This window comes from Hydrogenophaga luteola (genome assembly GCF_042648585.1).
GTDB classification, from domain to species: domain Bacteria; phylum Pseudomonadota; class Gammaproteobacteria; order Burkholderiales; family Burkholderiaceae_C; genus Hydrogenophaga; species Hydrogenophaga luteola.
Genome location: NZ_JBHRXX010000001.1, coordinates 523,281 through 545,073 on the forward strand (window position 1 = coordinate 523,281; position 21,793 = coordinate 545,073).

Here is a 21,793-nt window from a genome sequence, read left to right on the forward strand (position 1 = left end):
CGGGGTCTACATGGCGTCACAGACCACCCTGGCAGGAGAGTCCGCGTCCACCGGCCAGCAGTTCCTCACTTTTGTGCTCGGCAAGGAGGTGTTCGCGATGGACATCCGCACCGTGCGCGAGATCATCCAGTACGGGCCCATGACCACCGTGCCGCTGATGCCCGACTTCGTGCGCGGCGTGATCAATCTGCGCGGCGCCGTGGTGCCGGTGATCGACCTGCATGCGCGTTTCGGTCACCCCGTGACGCAGGTAGGGAAGAAAACCTGCATTGTCATCTTCGATTCGCAGCGAGAAGGCGAACGGGTCGAGCTCGGCTTGCTGGTCGATGCGGTCAGCGAGGTGATCGACATCCCCGCCGCGCAGATCGAGCCACCGCCCAGCTTTGGCTCGGGGGTGCGGCGCGACTTCATCCGCGGCATGGGCAAACTGGCCGAACGCTTCGTGATCATCCTCGACCCTGACAAGGCCTTCGACGTCGACGAGATGGCCAGACTGTGCGAGGCCGCGCAAGAGGCGGAGCCGGTATGACCCCGCTGTGCGACCAGAGCTACCGCCAGATCACCGGCCTGATGCACGAGCTGTGCGGGCTGTCGTTTGCCGATTCCAAGCGGCCACTGGTGTCCTCCCGACTGGGCCCGCGCATCCAGCGCCTGGGCCTCGGTGGCTTTCGGGAGTACGCGGCGCTGATCGCCAGCAACGACGACCAGGGCGAACTGCAGGTCGCGATCGATCTGCTCACCACCAACGAGACCTACTTCTTCCGCGAGCCGGCGCACTTCGACCTGATCGAAAGCGAGCTGCTGCAGACCCGGCCCGCGTCGGTAGCGGTATGGAGTGCGGCCTCGTCGTTCGGCGACGAGGCCTACAGCACCGCCATGTTGCTGGCCGACCTGCAGCTCAAGAGTGTCATCGGAGCGGGCTGGAGCATCCTGGGCACCGACATCAGCGACCGTGTGCTGCGCAGCGCCGCCCAGGGCATCTTTCCCGAGGAACGGCTGCGCCATGTGAGCCCCGAACGCCTCAGGCGCCACTGCCTGCGCGGGGAGGGCGAAGCCGAGGGTCTGGTGCAGGTCAAGGACAAGTTGCGCGATCACGTGCGCTTTGGCCAGGTCAACCTGTGCCAGCCCATCGATGGGCTCGGGCCCTTTGACGTGGTGTTCCTGCGCAACGTGCTGATCTACTTCGACGCCCCGACCAAGAGTGCCGTGGTCGACCGTGTGCTGGCGCACCTGCGCCCTGGCGGCCTGTTTTTCATCGGCACGGCCGAGGGCCGCGTACCCTGCCAGACTTCGCTGCAGACGCTCGGTCCCGGAGCGTTTCGCAAGGTGTCTGGGTGAATGAACACCTGGCGCTGGCGGAGGCGGCGCGAGCGCCTGTGCGCGCGCCCTCGCCCCACCTGCGCGTGCAGATGCCCAGTATTCGCGTGCACACGCTGCACCCGGGGCAACTGGCAATTGCCGATCGCGGCGAGCGGATGGAAACGCTGCTGGGCTCCTGCGTGGCCGTGATCATGACCGACCCGCGCCGCAGTGTGGGCGCCATGTGCCACATCGTGCATGCCAGCAACCCGGTCCACCGGCGCCAGGAGAGCTGCGCCTTCGGCCCGCTGGCGTTGGCGGCAATGGAGGCGCTGCTGCTCTCGCGCGGCATCAGGCCTGCGCTGTGCCAAGCCTATGTTTATGGCGGCGGCAACATGTTCCCGCAGAACTACCCGAGCGGTGGCGTGGGGGACCGAAACGCCGAGTGGGTGCTGGACGCCCTGGCCGGGCGTGGGGTCCAGGTGTTGCTGCAGGACCTCGGGGGCCTGGTGTACCGCCGCCTTGCCTGGACCGTGGGGCCCGAAGAACCACAAGTGACCAGCGTGATGGTCTGAGGAAGCGACATGTCAATCAAGGTGTATGTGGTGGATGACTCGGCGGTGGTGCGGCAGACGCTGATGCACCTGATCAAGGACGATCCCGCCATCGAGCTGCTGGGCAGTGCGCCCAACCCGCTGCTGGCCGGTCCGGCGATCCGCAAGAACCGGCCGGACGTGCTGCTGCTGGACATCGAGATGCCCGGTATGGATGGCCTGACCTTTCTGCGTCAGATCATGGAGGAGTCACCCATCCCCACCGTGATCTGCTCGACGCTGACCACCGATGGCAGCCGCATGGCGCTGGACGCGCTGGCGGCCGGTGCGGTGGCCGTGGTGGCCAAGCCGCGCCTGGGCCTCAAGCAGTTCCTGGAGGAATCGCGCCGAGAGCTGCTGCAGACCCTCAAAACCGCCGCGCGCTCGCGCCCGCGCCGCACTCCCGCACCCGCCCCGATGGCGGCGACGGCCCCCCGCCCGCCGCTGGCCGGCCTGCATGCCCTCTCGGTCAACAAGCCGATCGTGCTCGGGGCCTCCACAGGCGGCACCCAGGCCATCGAATCGGTGCTGACCTCGCTGCCGGCCGACAGCCCGGGCATGGCCATCGTGTTGCACATGCCCGAGAAGTTCACCGCGATGTATGCGCAGCGGCTGGACGGCCTGTGCGCGATGGAGGTGCGGGAGGCGCGCGACGGCGACCGGCTGGAGCGCGGTGTGGCGCTGATCGCTCCGGGCGGACGCCACATGCAGCTGCGCAAGAGCGGTGGCCAGTACTACGTGAGCGTGGCCGACGGACCGCCGGTGAACCGCCACAAACCCTCGGTGGACGTGCTGTTCCGATCGGCCGCCGACTGCGCCGGCCGCGACGCGCTGGCCATCATCCTCACCGGCATGGGCGACGACGGTGCGCGCGGGATGAAGGCACTGCATGACCAGGGCGCCCGCACCGTGGCGCAGGACGAGGCCAGCTGCGTGGTCTACGGCATGCCCAAGGAAGCGGTGGCCCTGGGCGCGGTGGACGAGGTGATGCCGCTGGGCCAGGTGGCGCGCGCGGTGATGGCCTTCGACGCGCGCGGCTGAGCCCGCCTCACTCCCGTTCCAGTTCCAGGTACGTCCGGCTCGCGTTGCCCGGGTGCAGCTCGGCCGCGTTCAGCAGGCCCAGCCAGGGTTTCGCGTCGAAGCCCTTGATGGCGGTGCCGATGTCCTCGCCGTTCTCCACCGCTTTCTTCATGTGCGTGCGCAGCGCTTGCAGGTAGTCGCGCGTCTGCGCCTGCGCCTTCGGCAGATCACACACCTCGCCGTGGCCGGGCACGATGCGCGCCGGCTGCAATGCTTCCATCGCGGCAAAGCTCTGCAGCCAGCGGCCGGTGTGGCTGACCGGGATCACGCCCAGCATGCGGTCCACGTAGACGATGTCGCCGCTAAAGACCACGCGCTGCTGCGGCAGCCAGACCATCAGGTCGCCGGGTGTGTGGGCGCCACCGCGGTGTTTCACCTCGATGGCCATGCCGCCCAGGTTCAGGGTTTCGTCGTTGCCGGTCAGCCAGCGCGTGGGCAGGTTGGGGACGGTGCCGTCCAGCTTCTCCTTCAGCGCGGGCTGGAGGGCGGCGAGGTGGTCGCCGCCGCGGGCCAGCAGGTCCGCCTTGCCGCTGGCGTGCGCGATCACCTCGGCGCCCTGGGCGATGAAGTAACCGTTGCCCAGCCAGCGGTGGTCCTGCCCGCCGGTGTTGATGACCCACTTCACCGGCTGGTCGGTCACTTTCTTCACCGCCGCGTGGAGCTGCTGCGCACCCTGCCAGCTCGCGCCGCTGTCGATCAGCAGCGCACCGGCCGGCGTGACCACCAGGCCGATGTTGGCGTTCAGGCCCTCGTTGGCGTAGGTCCGGCCGGACTTCTCGCCGATGAAGGCGTAGATGCCTGGCGCCACCGGCTGGAACTTCACCTCGACGGCGTGGGCGATCGCGGCGACACCGGCCCAGACGGCGCAGCACAGGAGGCGGAGCGAAAGACGGGTCATGGGCGGGCACCGGCGGTCAAATATCAGCAATCAATTATTGACTATCAAAATCGAGGGCGGGCTCAGGGTTTCCGGGGGGCGGCCCGGGTCGCCCGCGATTCGGGCACATCGATTGCTTGGGCGGTGTCATGACCCTCGAAGCCCCTGCCCGGTTGGACCGCTCGCCCGCGGTCGGCTCCTGGCGCGACCCGGTCGCGCTGCTGCTGGCCTCCACCGGCGAAGGCATCTACGGCGTGGACCTGGACGGGGCCTGCGTGTTCATCAACCCGGCGGGCGCGCGGCTCATCGGCTACGAGCCGCACGAGCTGATCGGCCGCAACATGCACGGGCTGACCCACCACGCCCGGCCCGACGGCTCGGCCTACCCCGAGGCCGAGTGCCCGATCTTCAACGCCTTCCGCCGCGGCCTGCCCTGCCGCATCGACAGCGAGGTGTTCTGGCGCCGCGACGGATCGTCATTCCCGGTCGAGTACTCCAGCCACCCGGTGATCGAGGACGGCCAGGTGCGCGGCGCCGTCGTCACCTTCGTCGACATCACCGAGCGCAAGCGGGCGGCCGACGCGCTGCAGCGCGCCAAAGACCAGCTGGAGGAGCGCGTGCGCGAGCGCACGCTCGCGCTGGAGACGGCGTTGCGGAGCGTGCGCGAGCTGGCCGCCTGGTCCGAGACCGTGCGCGAGGAAGAGCGCACCCGCATCGCCCGCGAGGTGCACGACGAGCTCGGCAGCCTGCTGGTGGCGCTCAAGATGGACGTCAACTGGATGGACAAGCGCCTGTCCGAGCAGACCCGGCGCAGCCCGGAGGACGCCGAGGACATGCGCGGCCGCATGCGCTGCAAGTGCCAGAACATGAGCCGCCTGATCGAGAGCGCCGTCGACAACGTCGGCCGCATCATCACCGACCTGCGCCCCAGCATCCTGGACCACCAGGGCCTGTGGGCGGCGCTGGAGTGGCAGGCGCAGGAGTTCGTGCAGTCGGCCGAGCTGGCACTGGACTGGTGCATGGACATGGACCCCGATCACCCCTGGCCCGAGCCGCCCGAGCCGATGGCCATGGCGGTGTTCCGCATCTTCCAGGAGATGCTGAGCAACGTCGGTCGTCACGCCCAGGCGCGCCACCTGAAGGTGGCGATCGCCGTGGCCGCGGGCGAGCTCTCGCTCACGGTGCAGGACGACGGCATCGGCGCGCCGGCGCAGGCCTTCGAGGCGGGGGACGCCTACGGCGTGATGGGCATGCGCGAACGCGCGCGGCACTTCGGCGGCCGCATCGACATCGCCAGCGCGCCCGGGCAGGGAACCCGCATGCACCTGCAGCTGGGCCTTCCTGGAGGAGAACAGAAATGACCGGCGTGCTCACCGACACCCTGCGTGTGCTGATCGGCGACGACCACCGCATCGTGCGCGAAGGCCTCAAGCAGATCCTGGCCGACGCGCCCGACGTGCGGGTGGTGGCCGAGGCGCAGACCGGCCCCGAGGTGCTCGCGCAGGTGGCCCAGCTGCTGGGCAGTGCAGGCCTGGACCTGGTGCTGCTGGACATCGCCCTGCCCGACATCGACGGTCTGGACGTGCTGCAGCAACTCAAGCGCGCGCACCCGAAGCTGCCGGTGCTGATGCTCAGCACCTACCCCGAGAAGCAGTACGCGGTGCGCTGCATCAAGCTCGGCGCCAGCGGCTACCTGAACAAAAGCGCCGACCCCGACGACATGCTCGCCGCGGTGCGCAAGGTGGCCGCGGGGGGCGTGTTCCTCACGCCCGCCACCGCCGAGGCGCTGGCGACCGCCGTGGGGCAAGGCAGCGCGCAGGCCGGCCCGGAGGCGCTGTCGCACCGCGAGCACCAGGTCTACCGCCTGCTCACGCAGGGCCAGACCGTGAGCGAAATTGGTGCGCAGCTCGGGCTGGCGCCCAACACGGTGAGCACCTACCGTGCGCGCATCCTCGAAAAGACCGGCACCAAGAACGATGTGGAGCTCGCGCTGTACGCCGAGCGCCACGCGCGCCACCGCCCAGGCGGCTGAAACGCCCGGTTTTGTAGGGCTGGCCCTACACGGCATCGTCGGAGCCTCCACGAAATGCAGCACACAGGCACCGATGGTCCTCGCCGGCCCCTGCCGTGGCCCGCCGCTTGCAAGACACACCCGTCATCAACTCACGAGGTGCGTCATGTCCGAATTCTTCGACCCCTACAACGCCGACCGTCCGCTCATGATGAAGTGCACGTGCGGACGCGATCACACGCTGGCCGACCATCACGCCGAGGTGGTGGCCGACGAAGCCGCTCGTGAGCTGCGCGCCCGCAGCGAGACCGCCGAATTCGAGGCCTACAGCAACGAGTTCATCGAGGCCACGCTGGTCAAGGCCATCTTCCCGCACGACGAAGAGCGCCGCCGCTTCCTGCGCGCGGTCGGCAAGGGCACGGCCATGGCCGCCATCGCCAGCGTGCTGCCGGTGGCCAGCCTGCAGGCCATGGCGCAGGACAAGGGCGCGCTGGAGAAGACCAACCTCAAGATCGGCTTCATTCCGATCACCTGCGCCACGCCGCTGATCATGGCCCACCCGCTGGGCTTCTACAGCAAGCAGGGCCTGAACGTCGAAGTCACCAAGACCGCCGGCTGGGCACTGGTGCGCGACAAGATGATCAACAAGGAGTACGACGCGTCGCACTTCCTCTCGCCCATGCCGCTGGCCATCAGCATGGGGCTGGGCAGCAACGCCACGCCGATGAACGTGGCCACGATCCAGAACATCAACGGCCAGGCCATTACCCTGAGCCTCAAGCACAAGGACAACCGAGACCCGAAGAACTGGAAGGGCTTCAAGTTCGGCATCCCGTTCGACTACTCGATGCACAACTTCCTGTTGCGCTACTACCTGGCTGAGGCCGGGCTGAACCCCGACACCGACGTGCAGCTGCGCGTGATCCCGCCGGCCGAGATGGTGGCCAACCTGCGCGCCGGCAACATCGACGGTTTCCTTGGCCCGGACCCGTTCAACCAGCGCGCAGTCTTCGACGAGGTCGGCTTCATCCACGTGCTGACCAAGGACCTCTGGAACGGTCACCCCTGCTGCGCCTTCGGCACCAGCACCGAGTTCATCCAGAAGAACCCCAACACCTTTGCGGCGCTCTACCGGGCCGTGCTCAACGCGGCCGCCATGGCGCGCCAGCCCAAGAACCGCGAACTGATCGCCAAGGTCATTGCGCCTGCGCAGTACCTCAACCAGCCCGAGGCGGTGCTCAACCAGGTGCTCAGCGGCAAGTTCGCCGACGGCCTGGGCAAGGTGCAGAACGTGCCGGACCGCGCCGACTTCGACCCGATGCCGTGGCAGAGCATGGCCGTGTGGATGCTCACCCAGATGAAGCGCTGGGGCTATGTGAAGGGCGACGTGGACTACAAGGCCATCGCCGAGAAGGTGTTCCTCATCACCGACGCGCGCAAGCACATGAAGGACCTGGGCATGGAGTTCAAGGCTGGCCCGACCTACGCCAAGCACACCATCATGGGCAAGGCCTTCGACCCGGCCAAGCCGGAGGAATACCTCAAGAGCTTCGCCATCGCCAAGGCGGCCTGACCATGAAGACGGTGAGTCTCAACCTGCGCGCGGCGGTGGTGTCGCTGCTGCTGTTCGTGTGCTTCGTGGGCGCCTGGCAACTCGGCACCTCCGGCCCGTCGGTCGGTGGCTCGTCGGCCGGCATGACGGCCGAAGAGATCGAGTACGCCAAGATGATGGGCAAGGACCCCGGTGCGCAGAAGAGCGCCGGCTTCCCGCCGCCGATCGAGGTGGCGAAGGCCAGCTGGGCGCACCTGTCCGACCCGTTCTACGACAAGGGCCCGAACGACAAGGGCATCGGCATCCAGCTCGCGCACTCGCTCGGCCGGGTCGGCCTGGGTTTCCTGCTGGCCATGGCGGTGGCGCTGCCGCTGGGCTTTGCCATTGGCATGTCGCCGCTGATGCAGAAGGCCTTCAACCCCTTCGTGCAGGTGCTCAAACCCATCAGCCCGCTGGCCTGGATGCCGCTGGCGCTCTACACGCTCAAGGACTCCGACGTCAGCGGCATCTTCGTGATCTTCATCTGCTCCATCTGGCCGATGCTGATCAACACCGCCTTCGGCGTCGCCTCGGTCAAGCGTGAGTGGCTCAACGTGGCCAGCACGCTGGAGGTCAACCCGCTGCGCAAGGCCTTCCAGGTGATCCTGCCCGCCGCGGCCCCGACCATCCTGACGGGCATGCGCATCAGCATGGGCATCGCCTGGCTGGTGATCGTGGCGGCCGAGATGCTGGTCGGCGGCACCGGTGTGGGCTACTTCGTGTGGAACGAATGGAACAACCTGTCGCTGACCAACGTGATCTTCGCGGTGCTGCTGATCGGGGTGGTCGGCATGCTGCTGGACCTGATGTTCGCGCAGCTTCAGAAGGCGGTGACCTATGTGGAGTGACACCAGCGTGCGCGAGGGCGCCGCCCTCGCGACCACCGCGGCCCCGGCGGCCGCTGCCCATCAGAAGGGTTTTCCGATGTCCGGTTTCCTCAAGGTTGAACGGCTCGCCAAGGCCTTCCAGGCCGACAAGCCGGTGTTTGCCGACGTGTCGTTCGAGATCGCGCAGGGCGAGTTCGTCTGCATCATCGGCCACAGCGGCTGCGGCAAGACCACCATCCTCAACGTGCTCGCGGGGCTGGACACCGCCACCGGCGGCCACTGCTTCATGGACGGCCGCGAGATCGCCGGGCCCAGCCTGGAGCGCGGCGTGGTGTTCCAGAGCCATGCGCTCATGCCCTGGCTCACCGTGCGGCAGAACATCGCGTTTGCGGTCAAGTCGCGCTGGCCGGATTGGAACAAGGCGCAGATCGGCGCCCACGTCGAGAAGTTCGTCGCGCTGGTCGGTCTGTCGAACGCCATCGACAAGAAGCCCAGCCAGCTCTCGGGCGGCATGAAGCAGCGCGTGGGCATTGCGCGCGCCTTCGCCATCCAGCCCAAGATGCTGCTGCTCGACGAACCCTTCGGCGCGCTGGACGCGCTCACGCGCGGCACCATCCAGGACGAGCTGATGGGCATCGTGCGCGAGACGCAGCAGACCGTGTTCATGATCACGCACGACGTGGACGAGGCCATCCTCCTCTCTGACCGCATCCTGCTCATGACCAACGGCCAGGAGACCGACCAGGGCTACAGGCCCGGCGGACTGGCCGAGGTGGTGGTCAACCCGCTGCCGCGCAGCCGCACGCGCGCGCAGCTGCACCACCTCGACGGTTACTACGACCTGCGCAACCACATCGTGGATTTTCTGGTCTCGCGTGCGCGAGCCCATTGACCTGCTTTTTCCTTCCCTTTCCCACAAGCAACGAGGCCACACCATGACCCGACTCGCCGTCACCGAAAAGATCATCTCCACCAAAGTCAGCAAGGGCCTGAGCTGGGCCGATGTGGCCAAGAAGGTGGGCCAGTCCAAGGAATGGACCACGGCCCTCTGCCTGGGCCAGATGACCGCCACACCGGCGCAGGCCAAGGTGCTGGGCAAGATCTTTGGCCTGAGCGCCGAAGAGCAGAAGTGGCTCATGGTCGTGCCCTACAAGGGCTCCCTGCCCACCAGCGTGCCGACCGATCCGCTGATCTACCGCTTCTACGAACTGGTCAACGTGTACGGCACCACCTTCAAGGAACTGATCCACGAAGAGTTCGGCGACGGCATCATGAGCGCGATCGACTTCAAGATGGACCTGCAGCGCCAGGCCGACCCCAACGGCGACCGGGTGAACATCGTGATGTCGGGCAAGTTCCTGCCCTACAAGCAGTACTGATGGACCCGCGCCCGCCGCTGCCGCCGTTCACCGCCGAGTCCGCCGCGCAGAAGGTGCGCGGCGCCGAGGACGCGTGGAATTCGCGCGACCCCGACCGCGTGGTCAAGGTCTACACCGAGGACACGCGCTGGCGCAACCGCGCGGAGTTCCCGGTGGGCCGCGAGCAGGTGCACGCCTTCCTGGTGCGCAAGTGGTCGAAGGAACTCGACTACCGGCTCATCAAGGAGCTCTGGGCCTTCACCGGCTCCCGCATCGCCGTGCGCTTCGTCTACGAGTGGCACGACGATTCGGGCCAGTGGTTCCGTTCGCACGGCAACGAGAACTGGCAGTTCAATGCGCTGGGCTACATGGAAGAGCGCCACGCCAGCATCAATGACCTGCCCATCCACGACAGTGAGCGGCTGTTCCGTTGGCCGCTGGGTCGCCGGCCCGACGATCATCCCGGCTTGAGCCAGCTTGGTCTCTGATCCGTCTCAACACAGGCGCCGGGGCCTGTGTCAGGGCAGCGTCAAGTGCCTGCCGACTTGGCGAACAGCACCACGCCCGGCAGGCCTTTGAAGTGCGCATCGCAGGTGAGCAGCTCGGCGCCGTGCTGCACCGCCGTCGCATAGACGATGGCATCGGCGGTCGCGAGCTTGTGCTGTCGGTGCAGGTCGGCAGACAGCAAAGCCGTCGCGGTGTCCAGCGGCTCCACCCGGCACTTCATCGTGTAGGCGATCACCTGGTCGGCCTGTGCCTCGCCCAATTCACGCCACAGCCATTTGTTCAGCTCCAGCTGCACGATGGTGGGCACGATGCAGAGGGGCTTCTCAGGAAACTCTCTCGCCAGCTTCTTGCCCACCGCCGAGCCGATGAGCCATTCAATCCAGGCCGAGGTGTCGACGACGCGCAAAGGCGCGGCCATCAGTAGCGATCCTTGCGGTCGCGGTAGCCGTCCTGGCGGGCGCCTTTGGCGATGCCGGCCAGCTCGTCGAGCCCAGGCACCGGCATCATGAGCACCCCTTTGTCCTTGGGGATGAAGACGAACTCCTGCCCGGCTTCCCAGTGCAGTTCGTCGCGAACGGCTTTGGGAATCGAGATTTGGAACTTGCTGGAGAGGGTGGCGGTGGCTGGCATGTCTGGTTCGATTTAGATCGATGACGATCCGGTAAGAATACCGCAAAACCAGCCAGTTGGAGACCAGCGCTTAAGGGGCGCCCGCCGCGTCCCCTTCAATGCAGCGTCATCGGGTGCGTGGTGGTCTTGACGCGCACCACCGCCGGCCTGGCTTCGTAGGGCACCGGCTCGCGGCCGCAGAGCTGGGCGGCGATGGTGCGGGCCTGGCGGCCGATCGGTTCGATGTAGCGGCTGGCCTGTCCGGCGACGGTGATGCAGTCGCCCAGCGCGTGGATGTGTGGGTCGCTGGTCTGCAGCGTGGCTGCGTCCACCGCGATGCCGCCGTCCCAGGCCAGCGAGGCGCTCTGCGCCAGGCGCGGTGGCGTCGCCAGGCCGGCGGCAGCGATCACCTGGTCGGCCGCGAACTTGCGGCCGCAGGCGGTGGTGAGGCGGTATTTGCCGTCGATCTTCTCGACGCCGGCCACCTGCACGCCGCCCACGAAGCGGATCGGCAGGTCCTGCCACGCGTCCAGCAGCTGCGCGCCGGCCGCGTCGGCCTGCCAGCGCGCCAGCGGCTCGCCGGTCACGTCCAGCAGCGTGATGCGGTGGCCGCCCAGCGCCAGGTCGTTGGCCAGCTCGCTGCCGATCAGGCCGGCGCCGACGATCACCACGTCCTTTGGCGACTCGCCCAGCGCCGTGCGCAGCCGCCGGTAGGCGCCGAGGTGGTTGATGCGCCAGACCAGCGCCGCCGGCAGCGGCGGGGGCAGCGCGGCCGTCGCGCCGTGCGCGAGCACAAGATGGTCGTAGCGCAGCGGCCCGCGCGTGGTGCGCAGGCTTTTCGTGTCGGGGCAGATGCGCACCGCATCGGTGTGGGCCAGCAGCCTCACACCCAGGCGCTTCGCGGCCTCGCCGCCGGTTTCCTTCACCAGCCGGGCCGGGTCCATCTGCCGCGCCATGGCCACCGACAGCAGCGGCTTGTCGTACACGTCGGCCGCGCAGGCGCTGACCAGGGTGATGGGCAGGTCCGTGTCCAGCGCGCGCAGGGCCTCGGCCATCTGCCAGCCGGCGCGGCCGCCGCCGACGATGACCACACCCGGCGTGCCGCCGCGTTTCGCGACCGGGGCGGTGCTGCCGGCGCGCGCGCGCAGCGCTTCGATGCTCGGCGCCTGGTACAGCGTGAAGTCGTCCTTGGTCACGCCGCAGAGCGGGCAATACCAGTCGTCCGGGATGTCCTCGAAGCGCGTGCCCGCGGCCAGGCCGCTGTCCGGGTCGCCCACCGCCTCGTCGTAGAGGTAGCCGCAGGCGTCGCAGATGTAGGTCTGGAAGGGCCTGTTCATGCCGGCATCACTTCTGCGCTCAGCCGCGCGATTTCCTTGCGCAGGTGCTTGATGGCCGGGGTGACGATGGCCACGAACTGAGCCTCGCGCACGCGGCGCTGCACCTCGCTGCTCATCAGGTAGCCGCGCGCGCCCTGGTGCATGAGCGCGGAGTTGGCGGCGCGCAGCGCCAGCTCGGCGCCGTGCGCACGTGCGTCCAGCACGTCGATGAAGTAGTCGGTCGAGGTGTCGAAGGGTGTTTCGGCCAGCTTCATGATGCGCGCCACCAGCGCGTCGAACTCCGCCTGCAGTTCGGCCTGCCGGTCTTCCAGGTACTGGTTCACATGGCCCAGCTGCGCCTCCACCGCCCACATGCTGTCGATCGCGCCCTGAACGATGCCGGCCGCCATGCCGCACTGCAGCAGCACGAAGCCGCCGCGGATGCGCGCGATGTAGGGCCGCGCCGGGTCGGCCGCGATGTCGTCGCGGCCGACGAACAGGTCCTTGCACTGCACGCTGTAGGTGCCCGTGCCCTCCATGCCCGAGAACTCGGGGCATGGCTTGAGCGTCACGCCCGGCGCGTCGCAGCGCAGCATGAACATCATCTCGCGCACGGTCTGGCCGCTGCCGTCGACCACCGCCGCGATGGTGCCGAAGTAGTGGTCGGGCCCGAGGTTGCTGACCCAGGGCAGGGCGCCGTTGACGAGGTAGCCGCCCTCGACCGGCGTGGCCTTGAGCAGCAGGCTCTCGATCTGCGCGAAGCTCTTCATCGGGTTCGACAGGCCGGTGCCGCCCAGCGTCTCGCCACGCACATGGCGCGCCAGCCGCTCGCCGGTCAGCGCCGGGTTGCCCGAGGCCTGCATGTACAGTCCCGCCACGGCCTGGCACCACATCATGAAGCCAGTGGCGCCGCAGACCTTTGACGCTTCCGCCATCGCCAGGATCGCCTGGCCGTAGTCGCCCGGCGAGCCGTCGGCGCGCGGCAGGTGCGCGCTCATCGCCCCCGCCGCCGCCAGCCGCTTCATCAGATCGGCCGGGTAGGCGCCGCGGTCGATGGCGTAGGCCTGCTCGGCCAGCGGGCCCTGCGCGATGGCGCGCACGGCGGCGATCAGGTCCGCAGGCGGCGCCGCGAGTTCGGGGGGCAGGTCGGCGGGGTTCATGTCAATGCTCTCAGGCCATCGAGATCTCGAACGGGATCGGGTTGCGCATCGTGTTGGCCACCGGCGAATAGAAGTTCGCGTGCTGCACGATCTCGTCCAGCACCTCGCGGCTCGCGTCGCCTTCCACCAGCACCTTCACGCGGATCGCCTGAAAGCCCATCTCCGGCGGCGTCTTCTCCAGCGCACCGCCGGCGCCCCAGGCGGCCGGGTTGCCGATGTCGCCTTCGAGGAACACCTCCAGACGGCTCAGCTTCACGCCCTTCCAGGTCGCCACCGCCGTCACGCCCACGGCGATGCAGCCGCCCAGGCCCGACAGCACGATCTCGCCCGGCGCGGGCGCCGTGTCCTCGCCGAACAGGTGCAGCGGCTCGTCCACCACCACGCAGTGCTTTTCGCCCACATAGTTCAGCGAGCGGTACTGCCCCTCCATCACGGTGTGGACCTTGTTGGTGCCCCGGCGGGCCGGGTTGGCCTTGCCGCCGGCGGCGAACTCGGCCAGGCCCTTGGCGTCGATGGGACGCAGGTAGGCCTTGACGGTGGTGGGGGCGAGGGTCTCGGTGTCGGACATGGTGTCTCCGGGGTTGAAAAGCTGAAAAAGAAAAAGGGTCAGGCGGCCATGGCCAGCTGCGGCTTGTTGGCCGGCGCGGCCATCGGCAGGCCGGTCTCGATCGGCAGGCTCGGGTCGCGCGACCACTCGTTCCACGAGCCGAAGTACATGCGCACGTCGGTGAACCCCGCCTGCTTGAGCGCCAGGAAGGTGTTGGACGCGCGCGCGCCCTTGAAGCAATAGAGATAGACCGTGTCGTCGGGCGCGATGCCGGCCGTGGCGCACTCGGCTTTCACCTCGTCGGGCGTCTTGAACACCGGGCCCGCGGCCGAGGGCTTCATGAAGCGGTACCACTCGATCCACTTCGCGCCCGGCAGACGGCCCTTGCGCGGCGCGAAGTCCTTGCCGTAGGGCGAGGAGCTGTCACCGATCCACTCGTCCACATCGCGCACGTCCAGCAGCACGGTGCTGGTGCCCAGCGCGGCCTGCACATCGGCCTGGGTCAGCATCACGTCGGCCATGGGCAGATCGGGGAAGGTGGCGGGCACGGGCGTGGCCGCCATGGTGGACACCGGCAGGCCGGCCGCCTTCCAGGCGCTGAAGCCGCCGTTGAGCACCTTGATCCTGGGGTAGCCCAGCCAGGTCAGCAGGTAATAGCCGCGGCACGACTGGCCGTAGCCGCTGTTCATCGCGTCTTCGTAGAACACCGCCGTCTCGGCACCCGACAGGCCCGCCTTGCCCAGCGCGTCGGCGAAGGTCGCCTTCAGTTCTTTCAGCCCTTCGGGCGAGGAAGTGGCGAGAAAGGTGAACACCTCGCGCAGGTTCACCGCGCCGGGAATGTGCCCGGCGGCAAAGGTGTCGGCGTCGCGCGTGTCGATGACCACGACGGGTTCCGCGGCCTGCAGCGTGGCGAGTTGATCGGGTGCGATCAGGGTGGCTTCAATGCTCATGGGGACCTCTGAATCAGGGCAAAGGCAAGATGGCCTGAGCCCTTCATCGCAACCGCTGTGCCAGGGCGGTGCGGGGGAGGTCAACGCAGGGAAACTGTTGATTTTGTTGGGGTTATCGGGATGGGCGTGGGTGGAGGTCGGAGTGCGGAAGCGCTTGGGTTCGACATTGGGTTGACAAAATGTCGACACATTGAGGGACGCCCTCAGGCGATCTGGCGCCGGCGTTCAATCCGAGGCTTCCTTGCCGTCGCCAATGCTTTGTTGGACGGCGGAAGGATCTGTCGCACAAGCCGGCGACTCGCCGCTAGACTGGTGCGCAGACGCGAGCGACGATCAGTCAGGTTTGTCGGATCTGTTAAACCGGATCACGCATTCAGACCGATGCGCTACAGGATTGAGTTCAAACATGTTTTTGGGTGCCTTGCGACTTTGTTTAACGACTCCTCACGGTGTTATCCGCCGTTTTGCCGCTTTAAATCAAAGTTGGGCATAACAGATATGAACGTTGAGTCCGCGCATCATTTTTCGTCGCAGCATCGCTGTCAGGTTGAGGCGAGCACCGAATGCGGGTGCTTTTACTGTCTGGGCACGTTCGCACCGACAGAAATCACTGAGTGGGTAGATAACGGACAAACGGCTCTATGTCCAAAGTGCGGCATTGATTCAGTCATCGGCTCAGAGTCAGGCGTACTGCTGTCTCATGAGTTTCTTTCTCAAATGCATCAACGCTGGTTCTAGCCGTGCCATCACTCAGCCAGGTACTTCCACCGACGCACTGCCCAACCCATCGTTCCAGCGGTTCGCCTTCGGCGCCCGCTGAATTCCAACGCTAGGCGTCGCGAAAGCCATGGCAACACTTCTGGAAACCGGTGGTCAGGTTGTCCTGTGGGCTGGGTGGTCCCTGCAACTCCCTCCGTCATATCACCAAGTCAACGATGATGGTTCTTGGTCCGCTTGGGGAGCCGACTGGGCCCTTGACATTCACATTCTTGAGGTTGCAGAGCACGCACCTCCCGAGCAGCTTCTGGGTTCCGAGCATCCCGCCACCCTTGCCGGCCAGGGCTGGCTCGGTTTTGGTCATGTCCTGGCTGAGAGCGAAGCCGATGCAACGGTCTATCGCTTGGCCGGTACTCTCGCGGCGACAGGCACGCTTATGTCTTGTTGGGTCTCATGTCAGAGCGAGGAGCGGCTTGCCTTCGCGAAGGGCCTCATCCAAAGCATTTCCAATGCAAAGCCCCGCGCCGCTTAACTCCACCCATCTCGAATGGCGGCCAAGGGCTGTCGCTCCTGGCCACCACCAACGTCAAACGGTTGCCTCGCAATTCACCCGCTCATGACGCCCGTCGTCTCTGAAGGCTACGAACCCGGTTGCATTGGCCGGATTGCGCAGCTTCATGCCTCCTACTACGCCGCCTCACACGGTTTCGGCGTCGCGTTCGAGGCCAAGGTGGCGCGTGAGCTGAGCGAGTTCTGCCTTGCCTACGTTCCGGAACGAGATGGAATCTGGCTCGCACGCGCCCCGGAGGTCGAAGGCTCGGTCATCCTCGATGGTTCCAACGCGCATGAGGCCGGGGCTCACCTTCGCTGGTTCATCACCTCGGACAAGCTCAGAGGTCATGGAATCGGCCGCCGTCTGCTCACCCAGGCACTGGCGTTCGCGGACGCCAGGAATTACCGAAAGACCTACCTCTGGACCTTTGAAGGCCTTGGGGCAGCGAGGCACCTGTACGAGTCGTGTGGCTTCAGGCTGGTCCACCAGAGTCCTGGCTCGCAATGGGGGACTGTGGTCAATGAGCAGCGCTTCGAGCGCGAGGCTCCGCGTCCATGATGACCATCGGCTCCGTTTCGCTGGCTCTGGCAGGCCTGCTGGTCGTGGTCGCGTCACTGGCGCACCTGGCCTGCATCGCGATCGGCGCCAGGGCCTATCGGTTCATGGGGGCTGGTGAACGAATGGCGCGGGCCGTCGAGGCGGGCAAACTGAAGCCAACGCTCATCACCCTCGTCATCGCCAGCGTGCTGTTCGTCTGGGCGCTGTACGCCTTCTCCGGCGCCGGGCTGGTTCCCGAACTGCCCTTCACCGAAGTGGCGTTGTGTCTCATCAGCGCCGTGTTCCTCGCGCGGGCCATCGCCTTTCCGTGGCTGCGGCCCAGCTTCCCGGAAAACTCCACCACATTCTGGCTGGTGTCTTCAGGCATCTGTCTGGTGATCGGCCTGCTGTACGCGGTCGGTGTCGCGGCACTGTGGTCAGTGCGGTGAGGCCAGGCGGCACACTCGCGCGACTTCTACCCGCAAACCAGGCCGCCATCATCCAGCGCCGGCGGCCGCATCAGGTCGTCGTCGACGCCCATGACCGCGCTGGCTCGCTCGACCGCTCGCCACAGCGGCGGCGGCATTTTCAGGATCTCGTCGGGCGAGCTGGCCTGGGCGATCCAGTGGCTGATCTGCCGGTGCTCGTCCGGGGTCAGCAGGGCCAGGTGCAGCATTTCGTCGATGGTTTTCATGGTGGCCTAGTGTGGGGCTTACCGCACCCCCGCCTTCCGCAGGCGGTAGCTGAACTGCCGCAGCGTCAGCCCCAGGCTCTGCGCCGCGCGCGACTGGTTGCCGCCGTGCTGCGCCAGCGCAGCCTGCAGGGTCTGCGCGTCGTGCGAGTCGGCGCTCTGGTAAGGCCGCACCAGCGGCGCGGCGGTGGTCTCGGCTGGCGGCGCTTGGCGCGGGGCCGGGCGGGGCGGGGTGGGCAGCGCCTCGGGCAGGAAGCGCGAGAGGTCACCGGCGTGCACCACGGGCTGGTCGGCCAGCAGCACCACGCGTTCGATCACGTTGCCCAGCTCGCGGATGTTGCCGGGCCAGTCCAGCCGCTCCAGCCGCTCCAGCGCGTCGGCGGCCAGGTGCACGTTGCGCTGGTGGGCCTGGTTGGCGCGGCTGGTGAAGTGCAGGGCCAGGGGGCGGATGTCTTCGCGCCGCTCGCGCAGGCTGGGCAGGCGGATGGGGATGACGTTGAGCCGGTAGTACAGGTCCTGGCGGAAGCGGCCGGCGGCGGCTTCCTGCGCCAGGTCGCGGTGGGTGGCGGCGACGAGCCGCACGTCCACGCGGATTTCGCGCTGTCCGCCCAGGCGCACCAGCGTGCCTTCCTGCAGGGTGCGCAGCAGCTTGGCCTGCAGGGCCAGCGGCAGTTCGCCGATTTCGTCGAGGAAGATGGTGCCCCCGTGCGCCTGCTCAAACCAGCCGGGGCGCGCGCTGTGGGCGCCGGTGAAGGCGCCGCGCTCGTGGCCGAACAGTTCGCTCTCGAACAGCGTGTCGGGGATGGCGGAGCAGTTGACCTTGATGAAGGGCTGGTCGCGCCGGCCGCTGGCCAGGTGCACGGCGCGGGCAAACAGCTCCTTGCCGGTGCCGGACTCGCCCAGCAGCAGCACCGTGGCCTGCGACTGCGAGACGCGTTCGAGCTCGGAGAGTGCCTGCAGCAGCGCGGGCGAGCGGCCGATCAGCCCGTAACGGGCGCTGCCGACGTCGAGCGCGCGTTCCAGCGCCTCGTTGCGCGCGGCCAGCTGGCGGGTCTCTTCGGCCACCAGCTGTTCCAGCCGCAGCAGCTGGCCGGCCAGCGTGGCCAGGATGCGCAGCAGGGCCAGGTCGTCGTTGAGGTGGCGCTGGCGGCTGCGGATGCGGTGGCAGGCGAGCACGCCCACGGTGGCGCCGTTGACCTCGATCGGCAGCGCGATGAAGGCCACGGTCTGCGGCGGCAGGTCGGCCCGCGCCACGGTGCGGAACAGGAACAGCGGCTCGGCGTCCACGTCCTGCACGATGGCGGGCAGGCCGCTGGCCAGCACCCGGCCGGTGATGCCTTCGCCCCAGCGGAACACGCCGCGCGCCGCTTCCGGCGCGGTCAGGCCGTAGGCGTGGCGGACGGAGGCGGTGCGCTCGCCGCCCTCGGCCACCTCGTCGGCCAGCACCATGCGGCCGCGGTTGAGGCCCAGCAGCTCGCTCATCAGGTGCAGCATCTCGCGCAGCACATAGGCGGGCGCCAGGCTGCGGCCCACCAGCTTCATCACCTCGCGCATGAGCAGCAGCTCCTGCGCATGCCAGTCGGTGGGCAGGGCGCCGGGGGCGTCGGGGTCGGTGCGGTGGGGCATGGCGTTGCCCGAGCAAGCAAACATCGCACCAGCCGAGGTGCCAGCTCGCGGCCGGCTAAAATCGCGAGCTCTCAAGGAGCGCTGCAGCGGCCGTTCTCGCAACGGTCGTCAGGCTTGAGGTTCCGGGCGTTCACCGCCCCCGCCGGCCCCGCCGGCACCAACGGCGCTCACCAGTTTTCGAACCCTTCCTGGTGAGCCCCATGTCTGCCGTTGCCCCATCCCCGTCCGCCCCTGTCTCTGTCCCTCCCATGCTGCTGTCCGGCCTGGAGCCGCTGCGCATCGGCGAGGGCAGCCTGTTCGTCAACGTCGGCGAACGCACCAACGTCACCGGCTCCAAGGCCTTCGCCCGCATGATCCTGGAAGGCCGTTACGAGGACGCCCTGGCGGTGGCCCGCCAGCAGGTGGAGAACGGTGCGCAGATCGTGGACGTGAACATGGACGAGGCCATGCTTGACAGCCAGGCCGCCATGGTGCGTTTCCTGAACCTGATCGCCGGCGAACCCGACATCGCGCGCGTGCCGATCATGATCGACTCGTCCAAGTGGAGCGTGATCGAGGCCGGCCTGCAGTGCATCCAGGGCAAAGGCGTCGTCAACTCGATCTCCATGAAGGAGGGCGTCGACGAGTTCAAGCGCCAGGCACGCCTGATCAAGCGCTACGGCGCCGCCACGGTGGTCATGGCCTTCGACGAGCAGGGTCAGGCCGACACCTACGCGCGCAAGATCGAGATCTGCGAGCGCGCCTACCGCATCCTGGTGGACGAGGTGGGCTTCCCGCCCGAGGACATCATCTTCGACCCCAACATCTTCGCCATCGCCACCGGCATCGAGGAACACAACAACTACGCGGTCGACTTCATCGAGGCCACGCGCTGGATCAAGGCGAACCTGCCGGGCGCCAAGGTCTCGGGCGGCGTCAGCAACGTGTCGTTCAGCTTCCGCGGCAACGACCCGGTGCGCGAAGCCATCCACACCGTGTTCCTCTACCACGCGATCCAGGCGGGCATGGACATGGGCATCGTCAATGCCGGCATGGTCGGTGTGTACGACGAGCTGGAGCCCACGCTGCGCGAACGCGTCGAAGACGTGGTGCTGAACCGCCGGCCCGACGCCGGCGAGCGCCTGGTGGAAGTGGCCGAGAGCGCCAAGGGCGCGGCCAAGGACGATTCCAAGAAGAACGAGTGGCGCGCGCTGCCGATCCGCGAGCGCCTGACGCACGCCCTGGTGCGCGGCATCAACGAGCACATCACCGAAGACACCGAGGAGATGTGGCAGGCCATCAAGGCCGACGGCGGACGCCCGCTGCACGTGATTGAAGGCCCGCTGATGGACGGCATGAACGTGGTCGGCGACTTGTTCGGCGCCGGCAAGATGTTCCTGCCCCAGGTGGTCAAGAGCGCGCGCGTGATGAAGCAGGCGGTGGCCCACCTGCTGCCCTACATCGAGGAAGAAAAACGCCAGCTCGAAGCGGCCGGCGGCGACGTGAAGAGCAAGGGCAAGATCGTGATCGCCACCGTCAAGGGCGACGTGCACGACATCGGAAAAAACATCGTCACCGTCGTGCTCCAGTGCAACAACTTCGAGGTGGTGAACATGGGCGTGATGGTCCCGTGCCACGAGATCCTGGCCAAGGCCAAGGAAGAGGGCGCGGACATCGTGGGCCTGTCGGGCCTGATCACGCCCAGCCTGGAAGAGATGCAGTACGTGGCCGGCGAGATGCAGAAGGATCCGCACTTCCGCGAGAAGGGCATCCCGCTGCTGATCGGCGGGGCCACCACCAGCCGCGTGCACACGGCGGTGAAGATCGCGCCGCACTACGACGGCCCGGTGGTCTACGTGCCCGATGCCTCTCGCAGCGTCAGCGTCGCGCAGAGCCTGATCGGCGACAACCGCCAGCAGACGCTTGCCGAACTCAACGCCGACTACGAGCGCGTGCGCCAGCAGCACGCCAACAAGAAGCAGGTGCCGCTGTGGCCGCTGGCCCAGGCGCGCGCCAACGCCACGCCGGTCGATTTCGTGGCGCACCCGCCTGTGGCGCCCAAATTCATCGGCCGGCGGATGTTCAAGAACTTCGACCTGGCCGAGCTGGAAAAGTACATTGACTGGGGGCCGTTCTTCCAGACCTGGGACCTGGCCGGGCCGTACCCGGCCATCCTGAACGACGAGGTGGTGGGCGAGCAGGCGCGCAAAGTGTTCGCCGATGCGCAGGCCATGCTGAAGAAGATCATCGAAGGCCGATGGCTGACGGCCAACGCGGTGATCGGCCTGTACCCGGCCAACCGGGTGAACGCGGACGACATCGCGCTCTACGCCGACGAGAGCCGCCAGCAGCCGGTGCTGACCTGGCACGGCCTGCGCCAGCAGACCGAGAAAGAAACCATCGACGGTGTGACGCGGCCCAGCCGCTGTCTCGCCGACTTCGTGGCGCCTGCCGGCACGGCCGACTACGTGGGCCTGTTCGCGGTGACGGCCGGGGTGGGCGTGGAGAAGAAGGAGCAGCAGTTCCTGGCCGCGCACGACGACTACAACGCCATTCTGTTCAAGGCCCTGGCCGACCGCCTGGCCGAGGCGCTGGCCGAGTGCATGCACGCCCGCGTGCGCACCGACCTCTGGGGCTATGCGGCGGGTGAGGCCCTGAGCAACGAAGACCTGATCAAGGAAAAGTACCAGGGCATCCGCCCGGCGCCGGGCTACCCGGCCTGCCCGGACCACAGCGTCAAGCGCCAGATGTTCGAGCTGTTGCAGGCCAGCGAGATCGGCATGCAGCTCACCGAGAGCCTGGCCATGTCACCGGCCGCGAGCGTCAGCGGCTTCTACCTCGCGCACCCGGACAGCCAGTACTTCAATGTCGGCAAGATCGGCGAAGACCAGGTGGCCGATCTCGCCGCGCGCAGCGGCGTGGCGGTCGGCGATCTCAAGCGCTGGTTGGGCCCCAACCTGTAGTC

The 21,793-nt window shown here is 67.5% G+C and carries 24 protein-coding genes and 1 riboswitch; of the genes, 15 read left to right on the plus strand and 9 right to left on the minus strand.

What is annotated here, in order from left to right; genetic code table 11:
* The first annotated feature begins 10 nt into the window (after positions 1-10).
* The 4 genes from ACFOPI_RS02500 to ACFOPI_RS02515 are packed head-to-tail and all read left to right on the plus strand — an operon-like array spanning position 11 to position 2,933.
* Positions 11-529, plus strand: a complete 519-nt coding sequence (locus ACFOPI_RS02500; protein ID WP_382170397.1) for a chemotaxis protein CheW — start codon at positions 11-13, stop codon at positions 527-529.
* The gene (locus tag ACFOPI_RS02505; protein WP_382170399.1) at positions 526-1,338 is read left to right on the plus strand and encodes a CheR family methyltransferase; all 813 of its coding nucleotides are present in this window, start codon (positions 526-528) and stop codon (positions 1,336-1,338) included. The genes ACFOPI_RS02500 and ACFOPI_RS02505 overlap by 4 nt, the downstream gene beginning before the upstream one ends.
* Positions 1,335-1,874 (plus strand): chemotaxis protein CheD, encoded by a 540-nt coding sequence (locus ACFOPI_RS02510; protein ID WP_382170401.1) that lies wholly within the window; start codon positions 1,335-1,337, stop codon positions 1,872-1,874. Before ACFOPI_RS02505 ends, ACFOPI_RS02510 begins: the two co-directional genes overlap by 4 nt.
* 9 nt (positions 1,875-1,883) lie before the next feature.
* On the plus strand, positions 1,884-2,933 hold the full coding sequence (locus tag ACFOPI_RS02515) for a protein-glutamate methylesterase/protein-glutamine glutaminase (RefSeq protein ID WP_382170403.1): 1,050 nt from the start codon (positions 1,884-1,886) through the stop codon (positions 2,931-2,933).
* A gap of 7 nt (positions 2,934-2,940) precedes the next feature.
* On the opposite strand, the gene ACFOPI_RS02520 is transcribed toward ACFOPI_RS02515, so the two are convergent.
* The gene (locus tag ACFOPI_RS02520; protein ID WP_382170405.1) at positions 2,941-3,870 is read right to left on the minus strand and encodes an MBL fold metallo-hydrolase; all 930 of its coding nucleotides are present in this window, start codon (positions 3,868-3,870) and stop codon (positions 2,941-2,943) included.
* 128 nt (positions 3,871-3,998) lie between these two features.
* On the opposite strand from ACFOPI_RS02520, the gene ACFOPI_RS02525 reads away from it, so the two are divergent.
* The 7 genes from ACFOPI_RS02525 (at position 3,999) to ACFOPI_RS02555 (ending at position 10,124) form a co-directional block, all read left to right on the plus strand.
* On the plus strand, positions 3,999-5,210 hold the full coding sequence (locus ACFOPI_RS02525; protein ID WP_382170407.1) for a PAS domain-containing sensor histidine kinase: 1,212 nt from the start codon (positions 3,999-4,001) through the stop codon (positions 5,208-5,210).
* Positions 5,207-5,881, plus strand: a complete 675-nt coding sequence (locus ACFOPI_RS02530) for a response regulator (protein ID WP_382170409.1) — start codon at positions 5,207-5,209, stop codon at positions 5,879-5,881. The genes ACFOPI_RS02525 and ACFOPI_RS02530 overlap by 4 nt, the downstream gene beginning before the upstream one ends.
* Before the next feature lie 145 nt (positions 5,882-6,026).
* Complete coding sequence (locus ACFOPI_RS02535; protein ID WP_382170411.1) at positions 6,027-7,433, plus strand: CmpA/NrtA family ABC transporter substrate-binding protein; 1,407 nt, start codon at positions 6,027-6,029, stop codon at positions 7,431-7,433.
* A 2-nt stretch (positions 7,434-7,435) separates the two neighbouring features.
* The gene (gene ntrB, locus ACFOPI_RS02540; RefSeq protein ID WP_382170412.1) at positions 7,436-8,299 is read left to right on the plus strand and encodes a nitrate ABC transporter permease; all 864 of its coding nucleotides are present in this window, start codon (positions 7,436-7,438) and stop codon (positions 8,297-8,299) included.
* On the plus strand, positions 8,289-9,170 hold the full coding sequence (locus ACFOPI_RS02545; RefSeq protein ID WP_382170414.1) for an ABC transporter ATP-binding protein: 882 nt from the start codon (positions 8,289-8,291) through the stop codon (positions 9,168-9,170). The genes ntrB and ACFOPI_RS02545 overlap by 11 nt, the downstream gene beginning before the upstream one ends.
* A 43-nt stretch (positions 9,171-9,213) precedes the next feature.
* Positions 9,214-9,657, plus strand: coding sequence for a cyanase (gene cynS / locus ACFOPI_RS02550; protein ID WP_382170416.1), 444 nt, complete (start codon positions 9,214-9,216; stop codon positions 9,655-9,657).
* The gene (locus ACFOPI_RS02555) at positions 9,657-10,124 is read left to right on the plus strand and encodes a nuclear transport factor 2 family protein (RefSeq protein WP_382170418.1); all 468 of its coding nucleotides are present in this window, start codon (positions 9,657-9,659) and stop codon (positions 10,122-10,124) included. Before cynS ends, ACFOPI_RS02555 begins: the two co-directional genes overlap by 1 nt.
* Positions 10,125-10,165: 41 nt before the next feature.
* Here the strand turns inward: ACFOPI_RS02555 and ACFOPI_RS02560 are convergent, their stop codons facing one another.
* The 6 genes from ACFOPI_RS02560 to ACFOPI_RS02585 form a co-directional block, all read right to left on the minus strand.
* Complete coding sequence (locus ACFOPI_RS02560; RefSeq protein ID WP_382170420.1) at positions 10,166-10,561, minus strand: type II toxin-antitoxin system VapC family toxin; 396 nt, start codon at positions 10,559-10,561, stop codon at positions 10,166-10,168.
* Complete coding sequence (locus ACFOPI_RS02565; protein WP_382170422.1) at positions 10,561-10,773, minus strand: AbrB/MazE/SpoVT family DNA-binding domain-containing protein; 213 nt, start codon at positions 10,771-10,773, stop codon at positions 10,561-10,563. The genes ACFOPI_RS02560 and ACFOPI_RS02565 overlap by 1 nt, the downstream gene beginning before the upstream one ends.
* 95 nt (positions 10,774-10,868) lie before the next feature.
* Positions 10,869-12,089, minus strand: coding sequence for an FAD-dependent oxidoreductase (locus ACFOPI_RS02570; RefSeq protein WP_382170424.1), 1,221 nt, complete (start codon positions 12,087-12,089; stop codon positions 10,869-10,871).
* A complete protein-coding gene (locus ACFOPI_RS02575) occupies positions 12,086-13,228 on the minus strand; it encodes an acyl-CoA dehydrogenase family protein (protein ID WP_382170426.1) in 1,143 nt (380 codons plus the stop codon). The genes ACFOPI_RS02570 and ACFOPI_RS02575 overlap by 4 nt, the downstream gene beginning before the upstream one ends.
* A 10-nt stretch (positions 13,229-13,238) precedes the next feature.
* Positions 13,239-13,796 carry an OsmC family protein gene (locus ACFOPI_RS02580; RefSeq protein ID WP_382170428.1) on the minus strand — a complete coding sequence of 186 codons (558 nt, stop codon included), beginning with the start codon at positions 13,794-13,796 and terminating at the stop codon, positions 13,239-13,241.
* A 38-nt stretch (positions 13,797-13,834) separates the two neighbouring features.
* Positions 13,835-14,725: a sulfurtransferase gene (locus tag ACFOPI_RS02585; protein WP_382170430.1), complete on the minus strand. Its 891-nt coding sequence runs from the start codon at positions 14,723-14,725 to the stop codon at positions 13,835-13,837.
* Between the two features lie 847 nt (positions 14,726-15,572).
* On the opposite strand from ACFOPI_RS02585, the gene ACFOPI_RS02590 reads away from it, so the two are divergent.
* The 3 genes from ACFOPI_RS02590 to ACFOPI_RS02600 all read left to right on the plus strand — a co-directional run bounded on the left by ACFOPI_RS02590 (position 15,573) and on the right by ACFOPI_RS02600 (position 16,981).
* Entirely contained in the window at positions 15,573-15,974 is a 402-nt protein-coding gene (locus tag ACFOPI_RS02590) for a hypothetical protein (RefSeq protein ID WP_382170432.1), read from the plus strand.
* 84 nt (positions 15,975-16,058) lie between these two features.
* The gene (locus tag ACFOPI_RS02595; RefSeq protein WP_382170434.1) at positions 16,059-16,553 is read left to right on the plus strand and encodes a GNAT family N-acetyltransferase; all 495 of its coding nucleotides are present in this window, start codon (positions 16,059-16,061) and stop codon (positions 16,551-16,553) included.
* Complete coding sequence (locus ACFOPI_RS02600; protein WP_382170436.1) at positions 16,550-16,981, plus strand: hypothetical protein; 432 nt, start codon at positions 16,550-16,552, stop codon at positions 16,979-16,981. Before ACFOPI_RS02595 ends, ACFOPI_RS02600 begins: the two co-directional genes overlap by 4 nt.
* A 26-nt stretch (positions 16,982-17,007) precedes the next feature.
* On the opposite strand, the gene ACFOPI_RS02605 is transcribed toward ACFOPI_RS02600, so the two are convergent.
* Both ACFOPI_RS02605 and ACFOPI_RS02610 read right to left on the minus strand, forming a co-directional pair.
* Positions 17,008-17,226 carry a hypothetical protein gene (locus ACFOPI_RS02605; protein WP_382170438.1) on the minus strand — a complete coding sequence of 73 codons (219 nt, stop codon included), beginning with the start codon at positions 17,224-17,226 and terminating at the stop codon, positions 17,008-17,010.
* An 18-nt stretch (positions 17,227-17,244) separates the two neighbouring features.
* Positions 17,245-18,849, minus strand: a complete 1,605-nt coding sequence (locus tag ACFOPI_RS02610; protein ID WP_382170440.1) for a sigma-54-dependent Fis family transcriptional regulator — start codon at positions 18,847-18,849, stop codon at positions 17,245-17,247.
* A gap of 67 nt (positions 18,850-18,916) precedes the next feature.
* Positions 18,917-19,025: riboswitch (S-adenosyl-L-homocysteine riboswitch) on the plus strand.
* 24 nt (positions 19,026-19,049) lie between these two features.
* Between ACFOPI_RS02610 and metH the strand changes: the two genes are divergently transcribed.
* Positions 19,050-21,791, plus strand: a complete 2,742-nt coding sequence (gene metH, locus ACFOPI_RS02615; protein WP_382170442.1) for a methionine synthase — start codon at positions 19,050-19,052, stop codon at positions 21,789-21,791.
* Positions 21,792-21,793 lie beyond the last annotated feature (2 nt).